This window comes from Bradyrhizobium sp. USDA 4474 (assembly GCF_054057515.1).
In genome coordinates this window covers 6,152,234-6,168,941 of sequence record NZ_JBSRZJ010000002.1, presented here as the reverse complement: position 1 = coordinate 6,168,941, position 16,708 = coordinate 6,152,234, and the positions used below count along the sequence as shown (strand labels likewise).

Genomic DNA, 16,708 nt, shown 5'->3' with positions numbered 1-16,708 from the left:
TTCCGGATTTGCCCTGTCCACGCCCTCCCCCAATCATGGCAACCACAGCACATCCAACCTGATGAGGATGAGAATGGTCCGCCATCTTCCCACACCCTCGATCGCGATGTCGGTGACGTCGCTGGCGCTTCTGATTGCGCAGCCGGCCGCGGCGGAAACCGTCACGCTCGGTATCGGAACGCAGGACACCACCACCAACACGGTGACCGCAGGCGTCGTCATCCGGCAGCTTCATCTTTTGGAAAAATACCTGCCCAAGGACGGCAAATACGCGAACATCAAGTTCGAGCTGGAGTGGCAGAATTTCACGTCAGGTCCGCCCGTCACCAACGCGATGATGGCGAACAAGTTGCAGATCGGCATGATGGGCGACTACCCGCTGATCGTGAACGGCTTCACTTTCGACAGCAATCCCGAGAGCAAGAGCCGGCTGATCGGCATCGCGGCCTACAGCCTCTCCGGCTCCGGCAATGGCATCGTCGTCCACAAGGATTCGCCGTACTACGATCTGGCCGATCTCAAGGGCAAGCTGGTCAGCGTGCCCTTCGGCTCCGCCGCGCACGGAATGGTGCTGAAGGCGATGCAGGACCGCGGCTATTCATCGGATTTCTTCCAGCTCGTGAGCCAGAGCCCTGAAGTCGGCTCAACCAATCTCCAGGAAAAAAAGATCGACGCGCATGCCGACTTCGTTCCATTCGCCGAATTGCTGCCTTTCCGCGGCTTTGCGCGCAAGATTTTTGACGGCGTCGAGACCAATCTGCCGACCTTCCACGGCATCGTCGTCCGTACCGACTTCGCCGAAAAGTACCCCGAAGTCGTCGTGGCCTACATGAAGGCGCTGATCGCCGCCAATCAATGGCTACGCGACGATCCCAAGCTTGCATCTGAAAAAATCCAGGAATGGACCGGCATCAACAAGGAGGTCGTCTACATCTTCTTGGGCCCGGGTGGAAACATGATCACCGATCCCACCGTCAAGCCGGCGCTGGTCGATGCGGCCGCCACCGACGTCAAGGTGCTGCAAAACCTCGGACGCATGAAGGAGTTCGATCCGAAGAAATGGGTCGACGACAGCTACGTCCGCAAGGCCTATGCCGAGATGAAGCTCGACTATGACGCGCAGCTTGGCAGCACCAAGAACTACGAAATCACCGGCGAAGACGCTTTCTGCAAGAAGCCGATCACCGATCCGCGCAAGGCCGGTGAAGTCTGGGTGGATGAGGCCGGCATCATGCCGTTCTCATCCGCCGCCTGCACCTTGGGGGCCTATGCCGACTTCAAGGCCAAGGGCAAGAAGATCAACGTCGCCTACGTCTTCGACACCACCCGCGGCATCAAGCTGTTCGCCGACCAGGCCTTCTTCGCGGTCGGCAATGGCGAGGTCGCGCCGTTCCTGCTGAAGAAGGACGCGGAGGCCTACGCCGCCAAGATCAGCGGCAAGGTGCTCGGTTTCGACGATGCGGTGAAAGCGGCAGTCGGCGGAGGCAAGACGTGAGCAGTCCCGCCCTCGTCAGACACCCCGAGGACAGCAACATGCCGGCAGCGATTGCCGAGGCGGCGCGATTGCCCGCCGTCACGCCCCCGGTGACTCCGCCCTCGTTCGGCACGCTCGCGCTGCGCTGGTACCGGCTGAACCAGGGCCGGCTCCGCGCGACCGCGATCGGCATCATTTCGCTGCTTGCGTTCCTGCTGGTCTGGCACCTGCTCACGACCTACCGCGTCGTGTTCTTCGTGCGCTTCACCAACGTGCCCTCGCCGGTCGCAGTCTATGGGAGTTTCACCAAGGCGATCCACGATCCCAAGTTCCTGATGCACATCGTGCTGAGCTGCCGGCGCATTCTCGTCGGCTTCTCCCTCGCGGCCATCGTCGGCGTGCCGCTCGGCCTGATCATGGGTCGATTCAAGCTGGTCCACGAGGTCATCTTCCCGGTCGCGGAAGTGCTGCGGCCGATTCCGGCAATTGCCTGGGTCCCGATGGCGATCATGCTGTGGCCGACCAACGAGCAGAGCATCGTCTTCATCACCTTCCTCGGCTCGTTCTTCCCGATCCTGGTCAACACGCTTCACGGCATGACGCTGGTCGATCCCGTGCTGGTGCGCGCGGCTCAATGTCTTGGCGCACGCGAACGCTCGATTTTCCGCGAGGTGTATTTTCCGGCGTCGTTGCCGCACATCTTCACTGGTCTCACCGTGGGTATGGGCGTCGCCTGGGTGTCGCTGATCGCCGCCGAGATGATCTCCGGCCAGTACGGCATCGGCTACTTCACCTGGGAGGCCTATTCGCTGGTCCAGTATGCCGACATCGCACTCGGCATGATCGCGATCGGCGTGCTCGGTCTCGGGTCGAGCCTGCTGATCAGGGGCGCGGGACATCTGGTGATGCCGTGGAGGTCGACAAGATGAGCGAGATGCTTGCGAGCGAACCGAAAGGCCATATCGAGGTCAGGAATTTTTCTCTCAGCTACGACAGCATCGAGGGCCCCGTCCAGGCCGTCACAGACACGCAGATCCATGTGAAGCCCGGCGAGTTCGTGTCGATCGTCGGGCCCTCCGGTTGCGGAAAGTCGACCCTGCTCAACGCGGTCGCGGGCTTCCTCAAGCCCACCACGGGTATTGTCACCGTCGATGGCGAGCGCGTGAACGGCCCGAGCGCCGAGCGCGGCATGGTGTTCCAGCAATATTCGCTGTTTCCCTGGAAGACGGTCCGGGAAAATGTCGAATTCGGCCTGAAGATGCGCGGCATGCCTCGCTCGCAGCGCGAGCGAGCCGCGCGCACCCTGCTCGGGCTAGCCGGGCTCGAAGCGTTCGAAAAGCACTATCCGGAAAAGCTCTCCGGCGGCATGAAGCAGCGCGTCGGCATCGTCCGCGCGCTCGCGACCGGCCCGAAAGTGCTGCTGCTGGACGAGCCCTTCGGGGCGCTGGACGCGCAGACGCGCGTCATCATGCAGCAGATCCTCACCAACATGTGGCAGCGACTGAAGATTTCGGTGCTGTTCGTCACCCACGACATCGATGAAGCGATCTTCCTGTCCGACCGCGTCTACTGCATGACCGCCCGCCCCGGCTCGATCAAGGCGGAGATCCCGATTCCCCTGGAGCGGCCGCGGCAGCAGTCGATGATGATGTCGTCTGAATTTCTGGCGCTGCGTCGCGGGCTGATGTCATTGATTCGCGAGGAGAGCCTGAAAGCGATGGGTGGCGAAATCAACGACTTGGGTATGCAGGGGCTGAACATAGAGCTGCACGGCCATTCGCTGGCGGATGTGATTTAGCTTACTCGGCCCGGCTTGCACGGAGAGCCAGTGCACGCGCTTCGCGTGCCTTACTTGAACCAGTGCACCAGGGCGATGCTGATGCCGAGCAGCAGCATCAGCGACAGCGTCACCGCCGCCGTCACTCTGCCTCCGACATTGGCGAGCACGCGAACATCAACCCCAAGGCCCAGCGCGGCCATCGATACCACCGTGAGGAAGCTCGTGATCTTCGTCACGGGACCAACCACCGTACCCGGGACAATCTCGAGCGACCGCAACGTCGCCAGCGCGAGGAAGCCGAGAATGAACCAGGGCACCAGGCGGAAGAAGCCGACATTGGTCTTCTTGGCGCCGGCCTGCCAGCGCGAGGCGATCAGCGAGAGACCGACGACCACGGGTCCCAGCATCAGCACACGCATCAGCTTGACCAGCGTGCCGATCTGCGTGGATACCAGCCCCGCCGGTACCGTCGCCGCGAGCACCTGCGGCACGGCATAGACAGTCAGCCCTGCGAGGATGCCATATTGCGTCGCGGTGAGCTGCAACAGCGGAATCAACAACGGCAGGCCCAGCACCATCATCACGCCGAGAATGGCGGTGAAGGAGATCGAGGATGCGATCTCGTCGCTGTTGGCGCCGATAATCGGCGCGACTGCCGCAATCGCGGAATTGCCACAGATGGAGTTGCCGCAAGCGATCAAGATCGACAGTCGCGTGGAGAGGCCCAGCAGCCGGCTGAGGCCGAAGGAGACGGAGAGCGCGATCACGACAACAGCGGCGATCGACGCCAGAAGCGCAATGCCGGAGGCCGCAATCGCGGCAAAGCTGATGGAGGCGCCCAGCAGCATGACGGCGACTTCGAGCAGCTGCTTGGCGCTGAAGGCGATGCCGGCCTGCCAGCGCGGCGCCGGCTTCCAGAAACTGCGCAAGGCCATTCCCAGCAGGATCGCCATGACCAGGGCCTCGACGTAAGGATGTTCGAACACGCCGAGTTCTGCCCGTTCCAGAAGAGCCGAGACGCCGGCCACCGCGATGCACAGGAGAATGCCGGGAATCAGCGCGACAACGCGGCCAAAGGCTGTGGTCGGCTTGGCGCCGGCCGGGCTGGATGCTTGATTCTGCGACACAAATCTCTCCCAGAGGAGAAAGATTTATACGCACGGCGCTCGGGTTGGGGAATAAGTTTTCGGCATATCAGGGCCGAGGGAAGTCGTATCCTCAGCCCGGAATAATCGGGCTCAGAACAACAGGTTCTTGGCCAGGGAAGCCACGTGGCTGAAGCTGTCGTAGACGCCCGGCTGGAAGAACGCCGCGCGCGCGAGCACGATGCCCGCCACCAGCGTCCAGAACACGCCCGTGCCGGCCCGCAGCAGCAGCTTTGATGCGCGCGACTGCGGCTGGGTGTCCGCTGAGGACACCAGCGGCTCGCCGAAGGGCTCAAATCCAGTGCGTTCCATGGCCGTCAATCCATCAAATCCTGGTTGAATGTCGTCGTTTCGGGCCTAAACGGCAATGGAAGCGATTGGCGTTTTTGTCCTTCCGAGGGGAAAGTCCTTCCGTGGGACGGTGTCGCGACAATAGTTTTCTTCTTCTGGCCGATCTGGGCACCGAAGCGAGGGCAACGATCTCGCCGGCACGGTCGCCGCCCCTGTGCGAATCTCGCCTATAGAGGGGTCAGCTTCCGAGCCGGGGTTCGCGAAGCGAAGCCGGGTGAGGCTATTCATCCCGCGCTTCGCGCCGCCTTCTCCCGCAACGGGAAAAGGAAAGTAAGTTACGCCGCCAGCCCACCACCGACTGGCGCGAATTCCAGGCCGAGGCTTTCCGCCACCGCCTTGTTGGTGATGCGCCCGCGATGCACATTCAGCCCGTTGCGTAAGTGCGGGTTCTCCAACACGGCGGCAAAGCCCTTGTTGGCCAGCATCAGCCCGAATGGCAGCGTCGCATTGTTCAACGCCTGGCTCGACGTCACCGGCACCGCGCCGGGCATGTTGGCGACGCAATAATGCACGACGCCGTCGACCTCGTAAGTCGGCTCCGCGTGCGTCGTCGCATGCGAGGTCTCGAAACAACCGCCCTGGTCGATCGCGACATCGACCAGCACGGCGCCCGGCCGCATCGATTTCAGCATCGCACGCGTGACGAGCTTTGGTGCGCTGGCGCCCGGCACCAGCACCGCGCCGATCACGACGTCGGCCGCGAACACCTCCTCCTCGACGGACTCGATGGTCGAGAAGCGCGTGCGCACGCGTCCGGCAAAGAGATCGTCGAGCTCGCGCAAACGCGGAATCGAGCGATCAATCACAGAGACCTCCGCGCCAAGGCCTGCGGCCATGCGCGCGGCCTGCGTTCCCACCACGCCACCACCCAGCACGACGACACGCGCGGGCTGGACGCCGGGGACGCCGCCAAGCAGCAGGCCGCGACCGCCGGCCGGTCGCCTGAGCGCGGCGCCGGCGGCCTCGATGGCGAGACGGCCGGCGACTTCGCTCATCGGCGCAAGCAGGGGAAGGTGACCTGCCGCGTCAGTGACGGTTTCATAAGCGATCGCAGTGCAGCCGGAGGCAAGCAAGCCCTTGGCCTGATCAGGGTCCGGCGCGAGATGGAGATAAGTAAAGAGGATCTGGTTTTCGCGGAGCTGACCCCATTCGCTCTTCTGCGGCTCCTTCACCTTCACGATCATGTCTGACCTGGCAAAGATGTCGCTCGCACTCGCAGCAATGGATGCCCCTGCCCGCTGGTAGACCTCGTCGGAGGCGCCAATACCGCTGCCGGCGGCAGTCTCGACCATCACCTGATGCCCGGCCGCGACATACTCGCGGACAGCGCCCGGGGTGAGCCCGACGCGATATTCCTGAACCTTGATCTCCTTGGGCACACCGACGCGCATCCTGGGCTCCTTTCGATTCACCCCATGATCGTAACGACGTCGCGGGTTTGGTTTCGTGCAAATATCCGCTAGCTTCAACCTCTCCGCGCCGGTTGTGAGCGCGCAAACGCCCTTTCACGCTGGAAACGAAACCTTGGCCCTGGACCGCAAAGACCTCGCAATCCTCGCGGAACTCACTGCCAATGCGCGAGCCAGCCATACAGAGCTCGCCAACAAGATCGGCCTGTCGAGCACGGCACTCGCGCGGCGGCAGAAAGCGCTGGAGGACGATGGCTACATCCAGGCCTATCAGGCGGCGCTCGATCTGGCGCAGTTCGGGCTCACCACGACGGTGCTGGTGCGCATCGCACTGGAGAGCCAGAGCGACGAGGCGCTGCGCGCGTTCGAGGCGGAGGTGGTAAAGTGCCCCTCGGTCGTGCGCTGCTTCCTGATGTCGGGCACGGACGACTACATTCTGATCGTGCTCGCCCGCGACATCCAGGATTTCGAGCGCATTCACCGCACCGAGTTGTCGCGCCTGCCGCGGGTGGCGCGCGTGCAATCGAGCTTCGCGCTGCGCGAGGTCGTCAATCGCGCGGTACCGACCGTGGTGTTCGGCGAAGCGAAGCGGTAGAGCGCTTCCTGCGCTCAATCGCCACCCCTGTCATATAACTGTCACCGAATGTGCAGAGACCTGTCCGTCTCGCTCATTCGGGACACGCCATGGACTATTTCAAGCGCTTCAACTTCCTGTTCGCCGCACCCGTGTTCGACGCCGACGATCTCGAGGGCATCCGCTTCAACCAGATCATCGAGGAAATCCAGCGCTCCGGCTTCGAAGTGGTTCGGGCCCGCAAGCTGGAGGACGCCGAAATTGCGGTGCAAACCGATGCCGCGATCGGCTGCATGGTGGTGGACTGGGGCAAGAAGGGGCTTGAAGGCAGGACCTCGGCACTGATCAATTTGATGCGTCGCCGGGGCCTCGACTTCCCGATCATCCTGCTGATCCGGCGCAAGCGGTTCGAGGATTTGCCGGTCGAGGTGCTCGACTTCATCGACGGCTACGTCTTCCTGTCCGAGGAGACGCCGACCTTCATCGCCAAGAACCTGATCAGCCGGCTCAAGCAATATGCCGAGACGCTGAAGACGCCGTTCTTCGGCGCGCTGGTCGACTATGCCGAGGAAGGCAACCAACTCTGGACCTGTCCGGGCCACAATGGCGGGGTGTTCTACAACCGCAGCCCGATCGGCCGGGTCTTCGTCGAGCATCTCGGCGAGTCCGTGTTCCGCGACGATCTCGACAATTCCGTGCTCGATCTCGGCGACCTCCTCACCCATGAGGGTCCGGCACTCAAGGCGCAGAAGGAAGCGGCCCAGATCTTCGGCGCGGAGAAGACCTATTTCGTGCTCAACGGCACCTCGACCTCGAACAAGGTCGCACTCGGCGCGCTCGTCACCGATGGCGACCTCGTGCTGTTCGACCGCAACAACCATAAGGCGGCGCATCACGGAGCGCTGATGATCAATGGCGGCATCCCGGTCTATGTCCCGACCATCCGCAACGCCTGGGGCTTGATCGGCCCGATGCGCTGGGATGCACTCGACGAAAAAGCCTTGCGGGAAGCGATTCGCTATCATCCGCTGGTCTCGGACAAGGAGGCGTGGCGCAAGGAACGGCCATTCCGCGTCGCCGTGGTCGAGCAATGCACCTATGACGGTACGATCCACAATGCCGAGATGATCCTGAAGCGCATCGGCCATCTCTGCGAATACATCCTGTTCGACGAAGCGTGGGCCGGCTTCATGAAATTCCACCCTCTCTATGCCGGCCGCTTCGCCATGGGCCTCACCAACCTTCCCCCCGAGGCGCCGGGTATCATCGCGACCCAATCGACCCACAAGCAGCTCGCGAGCTTCTCACAGGCCTCGCAGATCCACATCAAGGACCGCCACATCCGCGGCCAGAAGCGGCGCGTCGAGCACCGCCGTTTCAACGAAAGCTTCATGCAGCACGCATCGACCTCGCCGTTCTATCCACTCTTCGCGTCGCTCGATGTCGGTGCGCAGATGATGAAGGGCCGCTCCGGCGAGGTGCTGTGGGACGACACGATTCGTCTCGGCATCGAGCTCCGCAAAAAAATCCGAGCCATGCGCCGGGAATTCGAGGAGAAGGAGCAGAACGCGGACCGGCGCTGGTTCTTCGAACCCTTCGTTCCGGATCGCATCGCCATCCCCGACGTCAGCCGCCCCGGCGCCGCGCACGACGTCGCCTGGGAAACCCTGTCGACCGACGAGCTCGCCACCAATCCCGTGCTTTGGCAGCTTTCGCCCGACGGCAATTGGCACGGCTTTCCCGATCTGGTGGAAGGCTTTGCCATGACCGATCCGAACAAGCTGACGCTGCTCACGCCCGGCTTCGACCGCGCCACCGGCGCCTATGCCGAGCACGGCATTCCAGCCCCGGTCGTCGCGCAATATCTGCGCGAAAACCGCATCGTGCCCGAAAAGAACGACCTCAACTCGCTGCTCTTCCTGCTCACGCCCGGCGTGGAGGCGAGCAAGGCCGGCACGCTGATCTCCGGGCTCGTCGCGTTCAAGAGGCTGCACGATGACAATGCCCTGTTGGCCGATGCCATCCCGGAATTTTATCAGCGGCGGCAGGCGCGCTATGCCGGAGTGCGACTGCGCGATCTCTGCGGCGAGATGCACCGCTTCTTCCGCTCAGCCGATGTCAGCGCACTCCAGGCACGGCAGTTCAAGCCCGAGCAGATGCCCGAGATCGCCATGTCGCCACGCGATGCGGCGCGTTATCTGTTCAAGAACGACGTCGACTATCTGCCGATCGAGGCGATTGAGGGCCGCATCGCCACCACGCCCTTCGTGGTCTATCCGCCGGGGATCGCCACCATCGTACCCGGCGAGCGGCTGACGGAGCGGGCCAAGCCCATGGTGGACTATCTCAAGATGTTCGAGACCTGCTTCAACAGGTTTCCCGGCTTCGATGTGGAAATCCAGGGCGTCTACAAGGAGGTGGATGCACGCGGTCGCATCGGGCTCTATACTTATGTCGTTGCCGAGTAGGTGCCGATGAACCAGACAGCGATTCCACGCTCCGAGGACGAGCCGGTCCTGGTCCGGCCCTCACGCGAGAGCGATGTCGAGGCGATGCTGGCAATCTATCGTCATCACGTCCGCAATGGCGTGCCGCGCGAGGTCGAAGGAACCGGCGCGCCGGAGCCGGACGATCTGCGCGACCGGCGCAAGAATCTGAAACAGACCCGCCTGCCCCATCTGGTCGCGACCTGGCACGGCGATGTTGTCGGCTATGCCTATGCGGTGCTGTTTCGGAAGCGCCCGGCCTACCGCTACACGGCCAAGCACTCGATCTACGTCCACCACGCGCATCTCGGCCGCGGCGTCGGACGGCTGCTGCTGCGGGAGTTGATCGACGCCTGTGCGGCCGCCGGCTTCCGCCAGATGATCGGTTATATCGATGCCGACAATGCGCCGTCGCTGGCGCTACACGAAAAGTTCGGTTTTGCGCGAGTCGGCCTGCTCTGCGGCGTGGCCTACCGGCACGGCCACTGGTCGGATACGGCCATGGTGCAGCGCTCGCTAGGCGCCGGCGTCACCGCGCCGCCATCGCTCACCGCTCCCGGCCGCTAAACCTTACGAAGGAAAGTCAGCCGGTCTGACCTGGATGCGGTCGGCGTGCAGGGACCAGTGATGCAACGCCTGGTCCTTGCAAAACCTCGCCTTCGCCCGCTCCCTGGCTTCGTCCTCGTCGGCGGCGTCGATCTCGAGTGCCCCCTGGCAAACTTCGATCTGCCGGCCGTACTGACCAAGCACGTCCTTCATGAACTTGACGACGTAAGTGGACATGGGACCTCCCTGCTGCCCCGGCGGCACTCTAATCCCATTTAGGCCGAATGGGGGAAGGAGATTTTGAGGTGGATCAAAAAGCCCTGGCGAGGTTCCCGTAACCCACGCTCACGCCGTCGGCAAAATCCGCCGACTGCTGTTTTTATCCTTGTAGCCGAGGATCGAAGCGCCGCTACCCGGGCGAGACACCAAACGCCTGCCTGAAGCGCTCGGCATAAACAGGCCAGACCTCGGGATTGATGATGCGCGGCGGGCGCTTGCCGTCGAGCGTCTCCAGCACCTGCTCGGCGGCGATGCGGCCCATGTTCTGGCGCGCCTCGACGGTGACGCCCGCGGTGTGCGGGCTCGCCAGCACGTTGTCGAACTGCAGCAGCGGATGCTCCGGCGGCGGTGGCTCCTTGGACCAGACGTCGAGGCCGGCACCCGCGATCCGCTTGTCGCGCAGCGCCCCAAGCAGCGCATCCTCGTCGTGAATGAAACCGCGCGCGGTCGTGATGAAATAGGCGTGCGGCTGCATCAGGCCGAATTCGCGCACGCTGATCATGTTGCGGCTACCCCTGTTCAGCGGGCAGGAGATCGAGACGAAGTCGGCGCGGCGCAGCAGCTCGTCGAGCTCGACCTTCTCACCGCCACGCTCGGCCATCACCTCTTTCGAGAGATAGGGATCGTAAGCCAGCACCGTCATGCCCAGCAGACCCTTGCACAACGCCGCGATGCGGCGGCCCACATTGCCGAGGCCAATGATGCCGACGGTTTTGTGCTCGACCTCGTTACCGATGAGCTCATTGCGGTTGACGTTGGATTCTCGGCGCAGCTTGCGATCCGACTGGATGATGCGCTTGGACAGCGTCAGCATCATCGCCAGCGCGTGCTCGGCCACCGAATGCGCGTTGCCACCGGACTGGTTGACGACCAGCACGCCCGCATCCGTGCAGGCCTCGACGTCGACGGGATCAAAGCCGGCGCCATTGCTGGAGACCAGCAGCAGGTTCGGCGTGCGCTTCAGGAACGCGGCGTCGACGTGGAAATGTGGCGCCAGCTCGTCGCGGGCAGCGCCAATCTGGTAGACATGCGCCGCACTCAGGGTCGGGGCGTAGAACTCTTCAGGACTGTCGTTCTCGATGCGATCGAGCCGGACGTCGGGCCGCGCCTTCAGGATGTCGATATAGACGGGACTGGCAAGGTATTTGACATAGAAGACGCGCTTGCTGTTGGCTGACATCAGGACCCTTCCGGCTCTCTCATGGAGACCCGCAAGCTCAGCGCAATGCGCGCCCCCTTCCCGCGTTCTCTCCGCTTTCTCATTGCGCCGCTTATGACATGGCGGTGCTGGCTATGGCAGGCCGTCTGGCGCAGATCACGGTGTCGGCCCGGACATGTTGACAATCCCGCCCGCTCCGTCAAGTTCGGCCGATCGCTGCGGCTGACAAGGAAGAAGCATGCGTGGCTGAAGGGAGAGCGCGATGGCGATTGCGGAACAGCAGACCTCGTCCCAGGTGACGCAGGCGTCCGGCGACAGAAGTTGGCATGGCATCGTCCTGGATACCCTGAAGCGGAACGAGATCAGCCTCATCCCCTATGTGCCCGACCGCGTGCTGACGCCGCTGATCAAGAGTTTGCACGCCGATCCCTTCTTCACGACCTTTGCCACCGCCCGCGAGGAAGAGGCGGTGGGCATCGTCTCCGGCGCCTGGATGGGCGGACGCCGCGGCGCGGTGCTGATGCAGACCTCGGGCTTTGCGACGCTCGCCAATACGCTCGCCTCGCTCGCGGTGCCCTACCAGATCCCGCTGATCATGTTCGTCTCCGAGCGCGGCACGCTCGGCGAATTCAACTACGGCCAGTCGCTGGTCTGCCGTACCATGCGTCCGGTGCTGGATTCGCTGGCGCTGGAGCATCACACGATCACCCGGCTCGACGAGCTCGAATTCATCGCGGACCGCTCGATCAAGCAGGCCGTCACCACGCAGGCGCCGGTGGCGCTGATCCTCAATCCGCTGCTCACCGGCGGCAAGGTTTTCGACAAGTGAGCCCGGTCATGACCACGCGCAACACCAAGGTGATGAACCGCTTCGATGTGACCTCGCGCCTGATTGCGAAACTCAAGCACGAGGAAGCGGTGATCGGCGGCATCGGCAACACCAATTTCGATCTCTGGGCTGCCGGCCACCGCCCGCAGAATTTTTACATGCTGGGCAGCATGGGCCTCGCCTTCCCGATCGCGCTTGGCGTCGCACTGGCGCAGCCCGAGCGCCGCGTGTTCGCGCTCGAAGGCGACGGCTCGCTGCTGATGCAACTCGGCGCACTCTCGACCATCGCAGCCTTGAAGCCGAAGAACCTCATCATGATCGTCATGGACAACGGCATCTACCAGATCACCGGTGCGCAGCCGACGCCGGCCGCGGGCGTTGCCGATCTCGTCGCAATCGCCTCGGGCTCGGGCCTCAGCAACAGCGCCTGGGCTGCGGACGAGGAGGATTTCGAGCGGCTCGTCGACGAGGCCATGGCGGTCGACGAGCCAAGCCTGATCGCGCTGCGCATCGACGACAAGCCTGGCGTCGGCACCACCCGCCGGGATCCCGTGCAGATTCGGGAGCGCTTCATGCACGGTCTTGGCGTGCGCCAGCCGCTTTAGGCCTTCGTCATCAACGAGAAGCCCCGCGGAACGTCCGCGGGCTCCATTTCTAGTCGCCTGCTTTGCCGATCAGTCGATGATCTTGACGACGCGGCGCGTGCGCGGCTCGACGATCACGCGGCGATCGTTCACGACCGCATACCGATACTGCGTGTAATTCGGCACCGGGCGCAACACCACGGTATCAGGCAGCGGTTCGCCGACCACGACGCGCTCGTGCACCACGACGGAGTCGTCGCGCGGGATGCCGCCAAGAATCGCATTCGGAATTTCAAGGCCGGCGCCGACGGCCGCACCGACAGTGCCGCCGACCATCGCACCGACCGGGCCGCCGATGTCGCCGCCCGCACGCGCACCGTTCGCTGCGCCTTCGGCGGTCGTCGACTGAGCAAAGGCTGCACTCGACGCCAGCAGCGACGCGGCAGCCAACGAAATCGCAAAACGGGTTTTCATGTCCTGATGTCTCCAGTGATTGTTATGCGCCATCAACCGCGGGACCGGATCATTGTTCCGGTTCCCGCATGATGAAACACACATCAGCACGGGCGACTGTTACGGCGTAACAGTTCAGGACGCAGCGATCTCGTGGCCTGCCATGAGTTCCAGGGCGCGTATCATCGCAGAATGATCCCAGCCCTTGCCGCCATGCGCGGTGCAGGACGAGAACAATTGCTGCGCCACTGCTGTGCTGGGCAGCGACAGGCCAAGCGCACGCGCGCCTTCGAGCGCGAGATTGAGGTCCTTTTGGTGCAGTTCGATGCGGAAACCTGGATCGAAATTGCGCTTCACCATGCGCTCGCCATGCACTTCGAGGATCCGCGACGAGGCGAAGCCGCCCATCAGCGCCTTGCGTACGAGCGCGGGATTGGCGCCTGCCTTGGACGCAAACAGCAGCGCCTCGCTGACCGCCCCGATCGTCAGCGCGACGATGATCTGGTTGGCGACCTTCGTAGTCTGACCGTCGCCATTGGCGCCGACGTGGGTGACGTTCTTGCCCATCTTGTCGAAAACAGGCCTCATGGTGCCAAAGGCCCGCTCGGGACCGCCGACCATGATGGTGAGGCTCGCGGCCTTGGCGCCGACCTCGCCGCCCGACACCGGCGCATCGAGATAGTCCGCGCCGAGCGCCGCGATCTTCTTCGCAAACTCCTTGGTCGCCAGCGGCGAGATCGAGCTCATGTCGACCACGATCTTGCCTTTGGAGATGCCGCCCGCAACGCCGTCCTGGCCGAACAGCACGGCTTCGACGTGCGGCGTATCCGGCACCATGATGATGACGGCATCCGCCTCCTCCGCGACCTCCTTGGCCGATTTACACGCGATGCCGCCGGCGGCGATCAGATCCGGCGCGACAGGCGCGACGTCATGCAGGAGAACGCGATGGCCCGCGGCCAGAAGATGGCCGGCCATCGGCCGTCCCATGGTGCCAAGTCCGATGAAACCGATGTCGATCATGTCAGATGTCCTCAGGTCTCGAAAGTCTGCGCCGCGTGCCAGGACAAGCCTCCCAGCGTCGTGGTGCGCGGCTTGTATTCACAGCCGATCCAGCCGCGATAGCCAATCGCGTCGAGATGGCGGAACAGGAAAGGATAATTGATCTCGCCGCTGCCGGGCTCATTTCGGCCCGGATTGTCGGCGAGCTGGATGTGCGCGATCTCCGGCAGATATTTCTGCATGGTGCGAGCGAGATCGCCCTCCATGATCTGCATGTGATAGATGTCGTACTGGACGAACAGATTGTTCGACCGCACCTCGGAGATCAGCTGCACTGCCTGCTCGGTGCCGTTGAGAAAGAAGCCGGGAATGTCGAGCGTATTGATCGGCTCGACCAGCAGCTTGATGTTTTCGCGCGCCAGCGTCGAGGCCGCGAATCGCAGGTTTCCAACCAGCGTTTCCCGCAGCTCGCGCGGATCGGCATCCGCAGGCGCGATGCCGACGAGGCAGTTGAGCCGGTCGCAATCGAGCGCCTTGGCATAGTCGATGGCGCGGAACACGCCGTCGCGGAATTCAGCAGCGCGATCGGGCATGATCGCGATGCCGCGCTCGCCGGCGCCCCAGTTGCCGGCGGGCAGATTGTGTAGAACTTGCGTCAACCCGTGGGCTTCGAGCTGCTCGCGCAACAGCTCCTTGCCGAGATCATAGGGGAAGAGGTATTCGACCCCGCCAAAACCGGCCGCCTTGGCAGCAGCGAAGCGGTCGATGAACGGCACCTCGTTGAAGAGCATGGTCAGGTTGGCGGCGAATTTCGGCATGATGCGCTCCCTTATTCTGCCGGCTGCAACACGCGCGCGACCCCGACCTCGTCGAGCGGGAGGTCCAGCACCTCCTCGAACTCGACGATGTTGTCGATCTCCGTCCCCATTGCGATGTTGGTGACGCGCTCGAGGATGAACTCGACCACCACGGGCACGCGGTGCTGCTTGATCAACTCGCGTGCGGTGGCGAATGCCGCCTGCGTGTCCCCAGGGCGGGTGACGCGGATCGCCTTGCAGCCGAGCCCCTCGGCGACGGCGACATGGTCGACGCCGTAGCCGCCGATCTCCGGCGCGTTGATGTTCTCGAACGAAAGCTGGACGTGATAGTCCATGTCGAAGCCGCGCTGCGCCTGGCGGATCAGGCCGAGGTATGAATTGTTCACGACGACGTGGATGTAAGGCAGATTGAACTGCGCCCCGACCGCGAGCTCCTCGATCAGGAACTGAAAGTCGTAATCACCCGACAACGCGACGATCTCGCGATCCGGGCACGCCGCGCGCACGCCAAGCGCCGCCGGCAGCGTCCAGCCCAAAGGCCCCGCCTGCCCCGCATTGATCCAGTTGCGCGGCTTGTAGACGCCGAGGAACTGCGCACCAGCGATCTGCGACAGGCCGATCACGGAGACGTAGCAGGTATCGCGGCCGAACGCCTCGTTCATCTCCTCATAGACGCGCTGCGGCTTGATCGGAACGTTATCGAAATGGCTCTTGCGCAGCATGGTCTTCTTGCGGTCACGGCAGGCCGCGGGCCACGCCTGGCGCTCGCGGAGCCTGCCGGAACGTCGCCACTCCCTGGCGACGGCAACGAAGAGCTCGAGCGCGGCCTTCGCGTCCGAGACGATGCCGAGATCAGGATTGAACACGCGCCCGATCTGGGTCGGCTCGATATCGACATGCACGAAGGTGCGGCCCTTGGTGTAGGTCTCGACCGATCCGGTGTGACGGTTGGCCCAGCGATTACCGATGCCGAGCACGAAGTCCGACTCCAGCATCGTGGCGTTACCATAACGGTGGCTGGTCTGAAGGCCGACCATGCCGGCCATCAGGACGTGATCGTCGGGAATCGCACCCCATCCCATCAGCGTCGGCACGACAGGCACGTTCGCGATCTCGGCGAACTCGACCAGCAGCTCCGAGGCATCAGCATTGATGATGCCGCCGCCCGCCACGATCAGCGGCCGTTCGGCGGCGTTGAGCATCTCCAGCGCCTTCTCGATCTGCTTGCGCGTTGCAGTCGGCTTATAGACCGGCAAGGGCTCGTAGGTCTCGTCGTCGAACTCGATCTCGGCAAGCTGCACGTCGAGCGGCATGTCGATCAGCACCGGCCCTGGACGGCCCGAGCGCATCACATGGAAAGCCTGGCTGAACACACGCGGCACCAGCGCCGGCTCGCGCACCGTCACGGCCCATTTGGTCACGGGCTTCGCGATCGACTCGATATCGACCGCCTGGAAATCCTCCTTGTAGAGCCGCGCACGGGGCGCCTGTCCGGTGATGCAGAGGATCGGAATGGAATCGGCGATCGCCGAATAGAGTCCGGTGATCATGTCGGTGCCCGCCGGCCCCGATGTGCCGATGCAGACGCCGATATTGCCGGCCTTGGCCCGGGTATAGCCCTCGGCCATGTGGGAGGCGCCCTCGACATGGCGCGCCAGGATATGACGGATCGAGCCGCGCTTCTTCAGCGCCGAGTAAAGCGGATTGATCGCAGCCCCGGGGACGCCGAAGGCCGTCGAGATGCCTTCCTTCTCCAGAATGCGCACGGCCGCATCGATAGCTCGCATCTTCGCCATATCGGACCTCGCTCGGTTTAAGT

The 16,708-nt window shown here is 63.5% G+C and carries 17 protein-coding genes; 8 read left to right on the top strand and 9 right to left on the bottom strand.

Going from position 1 to position 16,708, the window contains the following annotated elements:
- Positions 1 to 73 precede the first annotated feature (73 nt).
- Genes ACVW16_RS30525 through ACVW16_RS30515 form a run of 3 tightly spaced genes read left to right on the top strand, consistent with a single transcriptional unit; the run spans position 74 to position 3,272 of the window.
- Entirely contained in the window at positions 74 to 1,495 is a 1,422-nt protein-coding gene (locus tag ACVW16_RS30525) for an ABC transporter substrate-binding protein (protein ID WP_456702701.1), read from the top strand.
- Positions 1,492 to 2,403: an ABC transporter permease gene (locus ACVW16_RS30520; RefSeq protein ID WP_456734604.1), complete on the top strand. Its 912-nt coding sequence runs from the start codon at positions 1,492 to 1,494 to the stop codon at positions 2,401 to 2,403. Before ACVW16_RS30525 ends, ACVW16_RS30520 begins: the two co-directional genes overlap by 4 nt.
- Entirely contained in the window at positions 2,400 to 3,272 is an 873-nt protein-coding gene (locus ACVW16_RS30515) for an ABC transporter ATP-binding protein (protein WP_456734603.1), read from the top strand. Before ACVW16_RS30520 ends, ACVW16_RS30515 begins: the two co-directional genes overlap by 4 nt.
- A gap of 50 nt (positions 3,273 to 3,322) precedes the next feature.
- Here ACVW16_RS30515 and ACVW16_RS30510 read toward each other — a convergent pair whose 3' ends face one another.
- From ACVW16_RS30510 to ald, 3 genes are all read right to left on the bottom strand, one after another.
- A complete protein-coding gene (locus ACVW16_RS30510) occupies positions 3,323 to 4,381 on the bottom strand; it encodes a YeiH family protein (protein ID WP_456702699.1) in 1,059 nt (352 codons plus the stop codon).
- Between the two features lie 111 nt (positions 4,382 to 4,492).
- Entirely contained in the window at positions 4,493 to 4,711 is a 219-nt protein-coding gene (locus ACVW16_RS30505; protein WP_456702698.1) for a hypothetical protein, read from the bottom strand.
- A 314-nt stretch (positions 4,712 to 5,025) separates the two neighbouring features.
- On the bottom strand, positions 5,026 to 6,141 hold the full coding sequence (gene ald / locus ACVW16_RS30500; protein ID WP_456702697.1) for an alanine dehydrogenase: 1,116 nt from the start codon (positions 6,139 to 6,141) through the stop codon (positions 5,026 to 5,028).
- Between the two features lie 133 nt (positions 6,142 to 6,274).
- Between ald and ACVW16_RS30495 the strand changes: the two genes are divergently transcribed.
- From ACVW16_RS30495 to ACVW16_RS30485, 3 genes are all read left to right on the top strand, one after another.
- A complete protein-coding gene (locus ACVW16_RS30495) occupies positions 6,275 to 6,754 on the top strand; it encodes an Lrp/AsnC family transcriptional regulator (protein ID WP_456702696.1) in 480 nt (159 codons plus the stop codon).
- An 89-nt stretch (positions 6,755 to 6,843) separates the two neighbouring features.
- Positions 6,844 to 9,201 carry an Orn/Lys/Arg family decarboxylase gene (locus tag ACVW16_RS30490; protein ID WP_456734601.1) on the top strand — a complete coding sequence of 786 codons (2,358 nt, stop codon included), beginning with the start codon at positions 6,844 to 6,846 and terminating at the stop codon, positions 9,199 to 9,201.
- 6 nt (positions 9,202 to 9,207) lie between these two features.
- Positions 9,208 to 9,786: an N-acetyltransferase family protein gene (locus tag ACVW16_RS30485; RefSeq protein ID WP_456734600.1), complete on the top strand. Its 579-nt coding sequence runs from the start codon at positions 9,208 to 9,210 to the stop codon at positions 9,784 to 9,786.
- A gap of 3 nt (positions 9,787 to 9,789) precedes the next feature.
- On the opposite strand, the gene ACVW16_RS30480 is transcribed toward ACVW16_RS30485, so the two are convergent.
- Both ACVW16_RS30480 and ACVW16_RS30475 read right to left on the bottom strand, forming a co-directional pair.
- On the bottom strand, positions 9,790 to 10,002 hold the full coding sequence (locus ACVW16_RS30480) for a hypothetical protein (protein WP_177242959.1): 213 nt from the start codon (positions 10,000 to 10,002) through the stop codon (positions 9,790 to 9,792).
- A 172-nt stretch (positions 10,003 to 10,174) separates the two neighbouring features.
- Positions 10,175 to 11,224 carry a hydroxyacid dehydrogenase gene (locus ACVW16_RS30475; protein ID WP_456702693.1) on the bottom strand — a complete coding sequence of 350 codons (1,050 nt, stop codon included), beginning with the start codon at positions 11,222 to 11,224 and terminating at the stop codon, positions 10,175 to 10,177.
- Between the two features lie 241 nt (positions 11,225 to 11,465).
- On the opposite strand from ACVW16_RS30475, the gene ACVW16_RS30470 reads away from it, so the two are divergent.
- Both ACVW16_RS30470 and ACVW16_RS30465 read left to right on the top strand, forming a co-directional pair.
- Positions 11,466 to 12,032 (top strand): thiamine pyrophosphate-binding protein, encoded by a 567-nt coding sequence (locus ACVW16_RS30470; protein ID WP_456702692.1) that lies wholly within the window; start codon positions 11,466 to 11,468, stop codon positions 12,030 to 12,032.
- 8 nt (positions 12,033 to 12,040) lie between these two features.
- Positions 12,041 to 12,637: a thiamine pyrophosphate-dependent enzyme gene (locus ACVW16_RS30465; protein WP_456702691.1), complete on the top strand. Its 597-nt coding sequence runs from the start codon at positions 12,041 to 12,043 to the stop codon at positions 12,635 to 12,637.
- 69 nt (positions 12,638 to 12,706) lie between these two features.
- On the opposite strand, the gene ACVW16_RS30460 is transcribed toward ACVW16_RS30465, so the two are convergent.
- The 4 genes from ACVW16_RS30460 to gcl form a co-directional block, all read right to left on the bottom strand.
- The gene (locus ACVW16_RS30460) at positions 12,707 to 13,090 is read right to left on the bottom strand and encodes a DUF1236 domain-containing protein (protein WP_092226691.1); all 384 of its coding nucleotides are present in this window, start codon (positions 13,088 to 13,090) and stop codon (positions 12,707 to 12,709) included.
- 114 nt (positions 13,091 to 13,204) lie between these two features.
- A complete protein-coding gene (locus ACVW16_RS30455; protein ID WP_456734599.1) occupies positions 13,205 to 14,092 on the bottom strand; it encodes a 2-hydroxy-3-oxopropionate reductase in 888 nt (295 codons plus the stop codon).
- Positions 14,093 to 14,103: 11 nt separating this feature from the next.
- Complete coding sequence (gene hyi / locus ACVW16_RS30450; protein WP_456734598.1) at positions 14,104 to 14,889, bottom strand: hydroxypyruvate isomerase; 786 nt, start codon at positions 14,887 to 14,889, stop codon at positions 14,104 to 14,106.
- Between the two features lie 11 nt (positions 14,890 to 14,900).
- Entirely contained in the window at positions 14,901 to 16,685 is a 1,785-nt protein-coding gene (gene gcl / locus ACVW16_RS30445; protein ID WP_456734597.1) for a glyoxylate carboligase, read from the bottom strand.
- Positions 16,686 to 16,708 lie beyond the last annotated feature (23 nt).